Source organism: Paenochrobactrum gallinarii, assembly GCF_014205685.1.
GTDB classification, from domain to species: domain Bacteria; phylum Pseudomonadota; class Alphaproteobacteria; order Rhizobiales; family Rhizobiaceae; genus Paenochrobactrum; species Paenochrobactrum gallinarii.
Map to the genome: position 1 here is coordinate 93,725 of NZ_JACIIU010000009.1, position 11,542 is coordinate 105,266.

10 protein-coding genes and 1 tRNA gene are annotated in these 11,542 nt (G+C 44.6%); 4 read left to right on the plus strand and 7 right to left on the minus strand.

The genetic code is table 11. The features are described from left to right. Nucleotides 1–4: 4 nt before the first annotated feature. The 6 genes from FHS77_RS10340 to FHS77_RS10365 all read right to left on the minus strand — a co-directional run bounded on the left by FHS77_RS10340 (nt 5) and on the right by FHS77_RS10365 (nt 6,142). Nucleotides 5–1,402 (minus strand): aldehyde dehydrogenase, encoded by a 1,398-nt coding sequence (locus tag FHS77_RS10340; RefSeq protein ID WP_246431290.1) that lies wholly within the window; start codon nt 1,400–1,402, stop codon nt 5–7. Nucleotides 1,403–1,493: 91 nt separating this feature from the next. Further along, nucleotides 1,494–2,201: an ABC transporter permease gene (locus FHS77_RS10345; protein ID WP_343060994.1), complete on the minus strand. Its 708-nt coding sequence runs from the start codon at nt 2,199–2,201 to the stop codon at nt 1,494–1,496. Further along, nucleotides 2,198–2,899, minus strand: a complete 702-nt coding sequence (locus tag FHS77_RS10350; protein WP_184223049.1) for an ABC transporter permease — start codon at nt 2,897–2,899, stop codon at nt 2,198–2,200. Before FHS77_RS10350 ends, FHS77_RS10345 begins: the two co-directional genes overlap by 4 nt. Nucleotides 2,900–2,989: 90 nt before the next feature. After that, the gene (locus FHS77_RS10355; RefSeq protein WP_184223051.1) at nt 2,990–3,766 is read right to left on the minus strand and encodes a transporter substrate-binding domain-containing protein; all 777 of its coding nucleotides are present in this window, start codon (nt 3,764–3,766) and stop codon (nt 2,990–2,992) included. Between the two features lie 22 nt (nt 3,767–3,788). Beyond that, nucleotides 3,789–4,550 (minus strand): ABC transporter ATP-binding protein, encoded by a 762-nt coding sequence (locus FHS77_RS10360; RefSeq protein ID WP_184223053.1) that lies wholly within the window; start codon nt 4,548–4,550, stop codon nt 3,789–3,791. 110 nt (nt 4,551–4,660) lie between these two features. Continuing rightward, on the minus strand, nt 4,661–6,142 hold the full coding sequence (locus tag FHS77_RS10365) for a M81 family metallopeptidase (protein WP_184223055.1): 1,482 nt from the start codon (nt 6,140–6,142) through the stop codon (nt 4,661–4,663). A 160-nt stretch (nt 6,143–6,302) separates the two neighbouring features. Between FHS77_RS10365 and FHS77_RS10370 the strand changes: the two genes are divergently transcribed. Continuing rightward, nucleotides 6,303–7,625: an aspartate aminotransferase family protein gene (locus FHS77_RS10370; protein WP_184223057.1), complete on the plus strand. Its 1,323-nt coding sequence runs from the start codon at nt 6,303–6,305 to the stop codon at nt 7,623–7,625. Between the two features lie 115 nt (nt 7,626–7,740). Further along, nucleotides 7,741–8,607, plus strand: a complete 867-nt coding sequence (locus FHS77_RS10375) for a MurR/RpiR family transcriptional regulator (protein WP_184223059.1) — start codon at nt 7,741–7,743, stop codon at nt 8,605–8,607. 644 nt (nt 8,608–9,251) lie between these two features. Here FHS77_RS10375 and FHS77_RS10380 read toward each other — a convergent pair. Next, nucleotides 9,252–9,327 (minus strand) — tRNA-Thr (locus FHS77_RS10380). 485 nt (nt 9,328–9,812) lie between these two features. Between FHS77_RS10380 and FHS77_RS10385 the strand changes: the two genes are divergently transcribed. After that, on the plus strand, nt 9,813–10,847 hold the full coding sequence (locus tag FHS77_RS10385; protein ID WP_246431291.1) for a hypothetical protein: 1,035 nt from the start codon (nt 9,813–9,815) through the stop codon (nt 10,845–10,847). 468 nt (nt 10,848–11,315) lie between these two features. Next, nucleotides 11,316–11,542 (plus strand): transposase (locus tag FHS77_RS10390; RefSeq protein ID WP_182496591.1); only part of this gene is annotated, 227 nt, incomplete at its 3' end.

Sequence of the window (11,542 nt, forward strand, 5' to 3'; positions counted from 1 at the left end):
CAGATTATGCTCCCAAATCCAGCCAAACAGATTTGGTAGATGTCACTTCATCGAAGCAGTGAATGGATTTATCCCGCCCCAGTCCGGATTGTTTAACGCCACCAAACGGAACACTAATATCGCCTGCACGCCATGTATTGATCCAGACAAAGCCCGTATTCAAGCGTGGCTCCATCCGCATGGCACGAGGAACATCGCCAGTCCAGATGCCAGCCGCCAATCCGTAAGGACTATCATTAGCGATCCGGATTGCCTCCTCTTCTGTTTCAAAACGAATAATGGATAAAACGGGCCCAAAAATCTCTTCCTGAGCAATTTTCATGTCATTTTTTACGTCTTGAAATATAGTCGGTGGTACAATCGCTGTACCATGCTCACCAGTTCCGCCAACAACAAGCTGTGCGCCTTCATCTTCAGCAGAATTGATGAAATTGCGGACACGATCAGCATGCTTGTCAGAAATCATAGTACCGTAAAGCGTTGCCGGATCCAGCGGATCGCCAGATATGCGTCCTGCTGCCTCTTTGATCAAAAGCTCAACAAACTCATCATGTATTGAAGATTGCAACAAAAGCCTTGAGCCAGCATTACAAATCTGTCCCATATTTTGGAAAATGCCGTCCGCGCTACGTTGCGCGGCCTTTAACGGATCAGCGATATCGCCAAAAATAATATTGGCAGATTTCCCGCCGCATTCCAAATTTACCCGCTTCAGATTGGATTGTGCTGCATAGCCTAATAGTAATTTGCCCACCTCTGTCGAGCCGGTAAATGACAGACAGGCAACATCCATATGCAAGGCAAGCGCACGCCCTGCCTCTGGCCCATATCCTGTAATAACAGAAAACACACATTCTGGCAGTCCGGCCTCCTGGGCAAGATGCGCTATATGAATGGCGGTCAATGAGGTTAATTCTGACGGCTTTAAAATCACACTATTGCCCGCAGCAAGTGCCGGCATGATCTTAATAACCGCCATATTTAACGGAAAGTTCCACGGCACAATTGCAGCAACGACGCCAAGCGGCCTGCGACGCAACATAGCAAGTGCTGACGCCGGAACAGGTGCTACTTCATCGTAAATTTTGTCAATCGCTTCCGCAATCCAACGCATAGAGTTCAATGATGAACCAACATCAACAGCAAGAGTGTCACGAATAGGCTTGCCGGTATCAAGACATTCCAGCAAAGCAAGATATTCCGCATCACGCTCTATCAAATCTGCCCATGCCAGTAATATTTTTTTGCGGGAGGCAGGAGCCTTATTTGACCACACCCCTTGATGGAATGCGCGATTGGCTGCTGCAACAGCCAAGTCAACATCCGCTTTTCCGCATGATGCGATTTCAGCCAAAACTTTACCCGTGGCCGGATTAATCGAGGTAAAAACCTCTCCACTCAAGGCTTTTTGGCTATACCCAGCATAGAACGCTTGACTATGGGGCTGTATGGACTGAGCACGCTCATGCCATTTGTCACGAGATAGTATCATATCAGGCTCTTTCAGATAAGCTTTTGGCCAACTTCATTTTTGGTGATACGAACCATTCAAGACCACGCAGTATACGTGTCAGAATAAAATTCATGATGAGATAAATAATGCCGGCCATGCCAAGGATTTCGACAGGCATGTAAGTTTCAGATGCAATGGAACGGGCAACGCCTGTTAAATCCAAAAGCGTCACTGTGGATGCCAATGATGATGCTTTAACCAATAGAATGATCTCGTTGGAATAGGCCGGCAAACCAATTTGCACCGCTTGGGGAGCCGTTATTTTCATAAACCGCTGAATAGGTGAAAGCCCGATGGCTTTTGCAGCCTCTATCTGCCCGACAGGAACAGCTTTGATTGCGCCACGCATCACTTCAGATACATAAGCCGACGTATTTAACGCAAAGGCCGCCAATGCACACCACCACGGCTCGCGCAAAAATGGCCATAAAATACTACCACGTATTTCCGGAAACTGTGACAGCCCATAGTAAATCAAGTAGATCTGTACGAGTAGCGGTGTCCCGCGCAGAAAGAATATATATCCATATGCTGGCACCGATAAATATCGCTTATCTGACAAACGCATAGCCGTTATGCCGAGCGCCAGTACAAAACCGACAACTGAAGCGGCAAGTACCAGTTGCAACGTAACAATCGCTCCGTTCAGCAAGTCCGGTATAGAATTGAGCATCATCTGAAAGTTCACTGATCGCTCCTTTGTGCCGTAAAGCCACGATTGGCCTTTGCTTCCAATAAACTGGTGGCGATCATTGCAAGAATGGTCAGCATTAAGTAGATAAAGGCAGCGGCAAGGAAAAAGGTGAATGGCTTTTTAGTATTATCGACCGCAAACTGTGTGTTGCGCATGAGCTCATTCAATCCGACTACCGAGACCAATGCCGTCTCTTTCATGATGACCAGAAAAATATTACCCAGTCCCGGCAAAGCAAGCCGCCATACTTGCGGCAATGTGATTTTGAAAAAAGTTTTGCCTCTGGGAAGTCCGATCGCACGTGCAGCCTCTATCTGACCAACCGGAATGGACTGTAATGCACCACGAAAAACTTCGGCAGAATATGCTCCGAAAGCTAATGACAAAGCAATGCAACCAGCCGCAAAAGCGCTGACGTCAATAAAAGCTGTATATCCCAACAGCCGCGCGATAGCATTTACGCCAGCGATTGCTCCAAAGTAGAAAAGCAAAATCACCAGCAATATAGGTACGCCGCGCAGTATAGTGGTGTAAACCTCAGCAAAAAACCGCATCACTGATGAAGATGAAAGCTTCATCAATGCAATAGATAGTCCGATACATATACCGGCTACTGTCGCAATAATAGTAAGACGCACGGTCATCCATGCACCTTCGGCCAGCAATCCGCTAAAACCGTGCAAGTCAAACATTGGAACTCCCTTGTGGCAGTCAACAAGCTGCCACTGCCATACAAGGCAGACGTAAGGCTGAATAATCCAGCCTTACGCTTGAAACATTTATCAGCCCTCTTGGCCTGGCTTCAGACTGAAAGGAAAATAACGGTTGTTGATTTCATCATATGTTCCATTTTCCATGATAGCTTTCAAAGCATCATCGAAACGCTTCTGCAAAGTTTCATCGCTTTTACGCAATGCAATACCAGCGCCCGGGCCCAAATATTGCGTATCAAAGAAGGTCTTACCCTTTACTTCGAAATCAGCCCCTTCAGCACTATCAAGCCATTGTTGCATGAATAGACGCTGAGCCATGACCGCATCAACACGCCCTGATGCAAGATCAAGATTATGCTCTTCATTTTTATCATATTCACGAATGGTCACAGCAGGAAACTTTGCTTTCAGTAACTGACCATAGCTGGAAGAACGTTGCACACCGATTGCTTTTTTCGCAAGGCTTTCAGGTGTTGTGTCCATCTCGACATTTTTGGGCGCCACGATAACCGCGCCAGCCTGATAGTAAGGCTGTGTAAAATTGACGGCTTCTTTTCTTTTTTCTGTAATCGACATTGACGCAACAATTGCATCAAATTTACCGGCATTAAGACCAGGTATCAAACCATCCCATGAGAAGGTTTCAATTTTACATTCAACCTTCATTTCAGCACAAAGCGCATTGGCAATATCAATGTCAAAGCCCTGAACCTCACCAGAAGCATTGACAAAATTAAATGGCGGATAAGTCCCTTCGGTTGCAATACGCAATGTTTCCGCACTTGCAGCATTCATACCAGCCGCAAACATAAAGCCAATTAAAGCAGTACTAAATGATGTTTTCATTTTCTCTCCTCCCTTGAGATATTTATTGAGCAAAATTTTGCCGGACAAATTGCCCGCATCGCTCCGACAGCGGATCATCAAACACCTGATCAGGCGCACCCTCTTCTTCCACAAGTCCTTGATGGAAATACATAACTTTAGAGGAAACTTCGCGAGCAAAACGCATTTCATGGGTTACAATAATCATTGTGCGCTGCTCTTCAGCCAATGAACGCATGACACGCAAAACCTCACCGACAAGTTCTGGATCAAGGGCAGACGTTGGCTCATCAAAGAGTAAAACTTCCGGATCCATCGCCAACGCCCTTGCAATCGCCACGCGCTGTTGCTGTCCACCTGAAAGTTGAACAGGATAATAATCCCGCCGATCGTAAAGACCGACACGCTCAAGTAAGCGCTCAGCATTTTCCAATGCTTCCGCCTTACTTCGCTTTAACACCGAGACCTGCCCCAACATGATATTATCCAGAACGGTCATATGGCTCCAAAGATTGAAACTTTGAAAAACCATCCCCATTCGTGAGCGGATGCGATCAATTTGTCGGTTATCAGCCTTACCCGTCTTATCTAAATTGATCTTTTCATTAAAAAACTTAACTTCACCCTTCTGATAAGTTTCCAATAAGTTCAGACAACGCAAAAAGGTGCTTTTACCGGAACCGGATGCACCGATAATTGAAATAACATCTCCGCGCTCGGCTTTCATAGAAATACCCTTGAGTACTTCAACATTGCCATAGCTTTTGTGCAGATCATGAACACTTAGTGGTGTGGAGTTATTCATCAGTTTATTTGTATCCGATTTAGTTTTTTACATTTTCCGCTTTTTCGTTTCAATGTCAACAAAATTGAAACAAATGTTTTATGAAAGATGATTTTAACGATCATTTTCCATTAAATTAAATAATGTCTGGGTACATATTTATACGGCACAAGCGTAAGATCCGCTGGCGATGGCCCGGCAGCCTCAATATCGATAATTGCTTCGCACAATGGTTCAAAACCTGCCCGAAAATGATTTTTCGCTTTCACAAGAAAAAGCTCGGTTTCCTGCAGCTCTATCCCATGCAAATCACACCATGCAGGATCATTGGCACTTTGACAGGTCTCCGTCACAATGATTTGTAAATTATCCTTTTCAAGAACGACGGTTCTACCAATATTAACCCCGACGCCCTTTTCCATTGGCCCCTGATTGAAAAAACGGCCCTTGGTAAAACGCTTGATCGTCATTGTTAACTCAACCGGCGCGCCATGCTCCGGCATAATGCGTCCACCAAGTCGGGCATGAATAGTATCGTCGATATTTAACTTGAAGCACCGCTCTACCAGGTCGGGGTCATAAAAAAAGCAAAAAACAGTTTTACGATGTGAAGCACAAGTCAACCATGCCCGTAAAAGTCCCGTCGTATCACCAACACCACCCGATAAAGGATTATCTGCGGTATCGATCAATGCAACCGGCTTGCCAGATATACGTTTATTTAAAATTGCTTCTGCCTTTTCCAATCCCTCATCAGCAGTTACCAAATCCGGCTGAAACTGGCTTTTCCGCTGTTTGAAAGCAGCATCCATAATGTCCAGCTGCGTGTTGACGCATATTTCCTTTTCTGCGGTAATAGCAATCATTCCGGATGAATATGGTGTATCCGCATAGGTAAACGATGCAAAATAACTAGCATCTTCAATACCTTGATCTAATGCTATTTGCTCACCCAAGGCCACCAGCTCTTGCATTGGACCTTTTTCAGTACGCATCATATGACTTAGCGGAAGCAACGGAACAGGTCGTAAATGTAACGCCATCGCCTTCTTTTCGCGCAATGATTTTAAGAGCATCAGCATAGCTCTCATACCCGTGTCATACATGTCGACATGAGGATAAGTATGGTAACCTGTTAAAATCTGTACGAGGTTTTCAATCTCCGGATTGATACAAGCGTGCATGTCAAAACTGACAGCGATCGGAACATCTGGTCCTGCTAATTTTCTGATTTCAGTAATTAAAGCCGTGTCCGGTGATAGCGATCCGGTAGAAAGCGCCGCACCGTGTAAGGATAGGTAAATGCCATCCAGATCTCCGGATCTCAAGCCTTCAATAATTTGATCATGAATATAGTCCATTTCATTTTGCGGAACGACACCTCCCGGAGGAGCTGCGGTGCATAATGAAAAAGATACATCCAAATCTTTTTCCGTTGTCATCAAATCAACAACAGCCCCAATTTCAGTATTGGTGTTCTTATAAAAATCAACGGCTCCATTGCCGCTTTGCCATTCTTTACGCTGAAAATCATGCAGCTGGGTTATCACAGGGGTAAAGCTGTGCGCCTCATGCCACAGGCGGGCTACACCAATATGAAATCTCTCTCTCATAATGTTCTTTCCTCAGCAACATCAGCGTTGATTTTATTTGAAACTTTATGATTGTGAATCATTTGTAATAAATATATCATACATGAAACAAATGATTCATCAAGCTGTAAGGGAAAGCGTCGGTACCAAATAATCAGGATACAGATGCTTTAATATTATTATGAGTTATGTCCTGCATCGTTCTTTGAACCATATTCCTCCGGTAGTTTCCCGCGCAGAAGGTATTTATGTACACGATGAAAGTGGCAATAAATATATTGATGCATGTGGTGGTGCCGCAGTTTCATGTCTTGGTCACGGCCATCCGCGCGTACGGGAAGCATTATTAAAACAACTGGATAATGCAGCTTATATGCATACAGGTTTTTTCACATCTCAGGCTGCAGAAGAGCTGGCAGAAAAGCTCATTAAAGATGCACCAGGAGGGATGAGCCATGCAATCATTCTCAATAGCGGCTCTGAAGCAATAGAAGCCTCCTTGAAAATGGCCAGACAGTATCATGTAGAACGGGGGCAACCACAGCGAAGACATATTATCGCTCGCCGCCAGAGCTATCATGGCAATACACTTGGTGCTTTAGCAACGGGTGGCAATGAGGGCAGAAGGAAGCTTCATACTCCCATTTTAATTGAATCACATCACATTGATCCGTGCTACGCGTATAGGCATCAGGGTAATGATGAAACAGTTGAAGATTATGCCCGCCGTTCTGCCGCAATGTTAGAGTCAAAAATTCTCGAGCTTGGTGCAGATACTGTCATGGCTTTTGTCGCAGAAACTGTCGTTGGAGCCACGTCAGGCGTTGTACCAGCCGTTGGCGACTATTATAAGCACATCAGAGAAATTTGTGATCGTTACGGCGTGCTGCTTATTCTTGATGAAATCATGTGCGGCATGGGACGTACTGGTACATTACATGCTTGCGAACAAGAAGGAATTGCGGGTGATATTCAAGTCATGGCAAAAGGACTTGGAGGTGGCTATCAGCCTGTAAGTTCAGTACTCGTCTCGCAAAATATCCATGACACATTCTTACATGGGTCGGGCGCTTTCATCCACGGACATACATATATGGGGCACCCCATGGCCGCCGCAGCCGCCTTAGAAGTCCAGAAAATTATTGAGGAAGAAGACCTCCTGGAAAATGTCCGGACGCGCGGCGATCAAATGCTCAACCTTTTGAAAACAACTCTTGGACAATCACCGCATGTGGGAGACATCAGAGGACGGGGGCTTTTCATTGGTATTGAGCTTGTTGAAGATCGCGTAAGCAAAAAACCTTTTGCAAGTTCTTTGCGCCTAGCTAACCGCCTGAAAACCACCGCGATGGAAAAGGGCCTGATGATTTATCCGGGTAGCGGTACAATTGACGGAGAAACTGGCGATCATATATTGCTGGCTCCTCCTTATATTGTTAACTCCGCAGAGACTGAAGAAATCGTTCACCGCCTTGCGGAGACTGTAAGTCAGGTATTGGGCTAACATGGTAATTGATTGACAATACTGAAAAAATTGCGGTTATTCATCAGTAAGTGTAAAGTTTAACACATGGTTCGGATGAGATATCCTCATCCAAATCAAAGAAAGAGAACATTGCATGGAAATTTACCCGCTTAATTCAGAAATAGTGGCCCGCTTCAATCAAATGCCCCGCCAATTACAAATGGCTGGGCGCTATATATTGGAAAATCCACAAGATGTTGCGTTACTTTCCATGCGAGATCAAGCGAGAAATGCAGGCGTTCAACCTGCAACAATGACCCGCTTGGCTCAATTTCTCGGACTGGCTGGATATGATGAAGTCCGGTCTTTATATCACGAAGCTATTCGTAATAGCAGCACCGGTTTTTCTGAAAAAGCGCGGCAGCAAATCAAAGATCAGGCCTTGGAAGGCGATACCGCGCTTGCCGCCAGAATGTTTGCAAGACTTGCACACCAAATTGATGGCCTGAGCCATCCAGAAGTTTTAAATGCGATTACAGCAACCGCAAATGCTTTAGCTGACGCTCGCCGAATTTATTGTTGGGGGCAACGCTCATGCCACCCTGTTATGTGGCATTTTAATTATATGATCTCATTGCTGGGCGAGCGTACAGTCTTGCTAGACGGCGCAGCAGGTACAAATTCCGATCCATTAACCTGGGCAAAAAAAGAGGATGTTTTATTCGTTCTTACCATTAATCCATACGCGGCAATAACATTAGAAATCTGTCATTACGCTAAAACCCGCGGCCTTAAAATTATTGCTATTACCGACAGTGAAGTAGCCCCGATAAAAGAAGTTGCAGACATAGTATTATTCTGTCCGACCGATAGTTTAAGCTTCTTTCATACAATGACACCGGCATTTGCGCTAACCGAAGTACTTGCCAGCATGTTGGCTGGTAAACCAGAGTTACAAGCCCATGAGGCACTTAAGCGTACTGAAGAACGCTTAAAATACTTATCGACCTACACAAAATAAAGCGATCTGTCGTAAATTTTCATTGATGCTGAACTATAAAAACCTCACTAGCATCGCGGGATTCAAGGTTGGAGCTTTTGTATAAACAGCGTCAGCTTGCGGTCTATCAAGCACATAATTTGATTATTATGGGGCGCGCTGGAAAGGGTCGATTAAATCGTAATCCAGAGGCAGCATACTTTTTTATACAGAATATTGGCCGGCAGCCTATGCCGGTTTTATTAAAGAAATGTGGGCGTAGATTCGGCGCGGCAAAAACACCCTCTTTGTCAGCCGCATATCGCCTCTGCGAAAAGTTAGAAAAGCACATAAAACGACGATTAAAGAGGCTCTGAAATGAAGTGGTTTTCATCTCGGTTTATGGCTCGTTTTTTGCCATTTTTCCATTCGTAAAGATTGGGCTAAAGTTGATGCTGAGGCAAACCAAATTAAGTGCGAATTCTTAGAACGAAAAGCCTCTATTAGAATGGGTGCTCGAAGATCAGGAAACAGGTTCTGTTTAACGCATTAATGTGTTGCCGCCTGATCTTGCCGTCGCTGCAAGTGTATTACTCGCTACATCACAACCATATTTACTGCGGTGACACGATGGTGACACTGCATAATGATTAATTTCCGATTTTAGAGTTAAGTTGTTGATTTTATGGTGCCGCTTATAGGACTCGAACCTACGACCCCATCATTACGAATGATGTGCTCTACCAACTGAGCTAAAGCGGCAATCCAGTCATTTTCTCTCATAAAGTTGAGTCCATATCAACAAAACAAGCAGAAGAGAAATACAAGGGTCAGATAACGAAAAGACGAAACAAAAGCAAGGCAGAAAACATGCCTACATTTCAAATCGCACCTGACCTCTTATACCAGATAAAATACCAGCGCATATCCGTTACAGCGATTAAAAACGCGTAAAACTAGCAGCAAGACAAAAAAGCCTTTTGCAATATCATTGGATACTGTAATCAAACCACAAGAAAAACCGCAGCCATGAAAGCTCTCGGAATAAATCAATTGGGAACAAACGGTTATTGCAAGCACTTATGAAGCAATAAAAAAACACCACTATTTTATGTAATTAAATCAAAAGCTTACAAAAAAACCAACATCGCATAACACTTTAAACGAACTGTCGCTGGTAAATGAATAGATAAACGCCCTTGATTAGAAAGGGAATTTGGCTAAATCTGACACTCCGGATAATCACATTGAACCAGCATTGCCTGAAGAAAGACCAGCATTTGGAAAGCATCGAACGCGCCATACGCAACGCATTTACAAAGGCAGACGCGACAAATTCTGAAATACGTAAGCGGATTTATACATCTGCCTGGCAGGCGCATGAACGTGCGCTGGCACAAAATGTGAAGCTTGATGAAGCAGAGCGCAACCAGCGCCGTGATCAATTAACTCATGTAATTCGTGGGATTGAACGTGAATACGCGACTCCTGAACCTGTTAAGCAACAGGCACCACAAGCAGATGATTGGTCACTAGACGGCGCAAACGATGGCATGTCCGGTTCGCTTGATACAGTTGCTCCTTCACGAAAAAACGCACCACGCAATGATGGCATGGCAGATTTTGGTGAAGCGCAAAATCGCGCACAAAAAACCAAAACAGCCCCTAAGAAACGCTCGAAATTAACCAGACTTCTAGTGCCGCTCGTATTGCTGGCAGCTTTTGGTATTATCGGGCTTTCTATTTACAACAGCTTGAGCGACCTCAGCCGTGCGCCTAATGGCGGCATTCGCTCTCCGCTTAATACGGGTCCGTTCAAAGAAGGTGAAAACCCGGACAATGCGCGATGGATCACTATTTTCACACCGCAAGATGCAACCCGCATTTCTTTAAATGGCACGGCAACAGCAGAAATCACCCGCGTTGAAGGCGTGGATTATCTGCGTATCAAATCCCCTTCCGCCAAAGATACCATCCGCTTTGACGTGGGTGAAGGCATCCTCAATCAGTTTGTGAATACAACAGCGACATTTGATATTATTGCCCGCAGCAGCGATGGAAAACCGGCACAAATGTCTGTCACATGTGATTTTGGCGATATGGGCAATTGCCAGCGCCGCCGCTACGATGTCACCGGATCGCAAAACGATTATCTATTTGATGTCGAATTTGCAGCGAATAAAAAAACGCAGAAAAGTGGCATCATCAGCATTAATAGCGACCTGAACGGTTCTGGTCGCGCCGTTGATATCCTTGCGATCAGAGTTGGTAAGCCGGAATAAACCGGCCTACCTTACCTCTCGTCCGGTCAGATCAATTCAATTGCATCGCATTAAGCTGTATCGCATCCAATTATGTGCGATTTACAAAGACCTATTTTCGCGCCTATATTACCCTAAAAAAGAGCCTATATTTCCTTTAATATTTTTATTGCACATAAAACAGAATCTTAAATAAATTTAATATGATAATTTAAAAAAATCATAAGTATAAGGGTTTTTTATGCCACCTTATACTACAAGACGTAATTTTTTAAAAACAGGACTGCTTAGCGGTCAATCTGCTCCTTTTATTTCTGCTTGCGGCTGCGGTATTTCCAGTGCTTTTGCATCGGAAGAAACACCCGATGATCTGACCACCCTGACACGTGTTCTCGTGCCCGGTGAATATTTGTCGAAAGGTAAATTGGTCTTGCCTCGGTTTCGTTCCGGTCTTTTTGAGAGCATTATTTGTTATCAAGGAGACCATATATGTCATTAAAGCATAGTGATGAATTTAAGCGTGATGCAGTTCGCATAGCACTCACTAGTGGCTTAACACGCCGTCAAGTTGCGTCAGATTTAAGTATTGGGCTTTCCACGCTTGGGAAATGGATCGCATCAATTTCCGATGAAACTAAAATTCCTACCCAAGACACTGATCTTCTGCGTGAGAATGAACGTTTACGCAAAGAGAACCGTATCCTTCGGGAGGAGAG

What these genes read in the sequence shown, in the direction of transcription:
- FHS77_RS10350 (WP_184223049.1), bottom strand. Translation starts at nt 2,899, where the DNA reads ATGTTTGACTTGCACGGTTTTAGCGGATTGCTGGCCGAAGGTGCATGG.
- FHS77_RS10355 (WP_184223051.1), bottom strand. Translation starts at nt 3,766, where the DNA reads ATGAAAACATCATTTAGTACTGCTTTAATTGGCTTTATGTTTGCGGCT.
- FHS77_RS10360 (WP_184223053.1), bottom strand. Translation starts at nt 4,550, where the DNA reads ATGAATAACTCCACACCACTAAGTGTTCATGATCTGCACAAAAGCTAT.
- FHS77_RS10365 (WP_184223055.1), bottom strand. Translation starts at nt 6,142, where the DNA reads ATGAGAGAGAGATTTCATATTGGTGTAGCCCGCCTGTGGCATGAGGCG.
- FHS77_RS10370 (WP_184223057.1), top strand. Translation starts at nt 6,303, where the DNA reads ATGAGTTATGTCCTGCATCGTTCTTTGAACCATATTCCTCCGGTAGTT.
- FHS77_RS10375 (WP_184223059.1), top strand. Translation starts at nt 7,741, where the DNA reads ATGGAAATTTACCCGCTTAATTCAGAAATAGTGGCCCGCTTCAATCAA.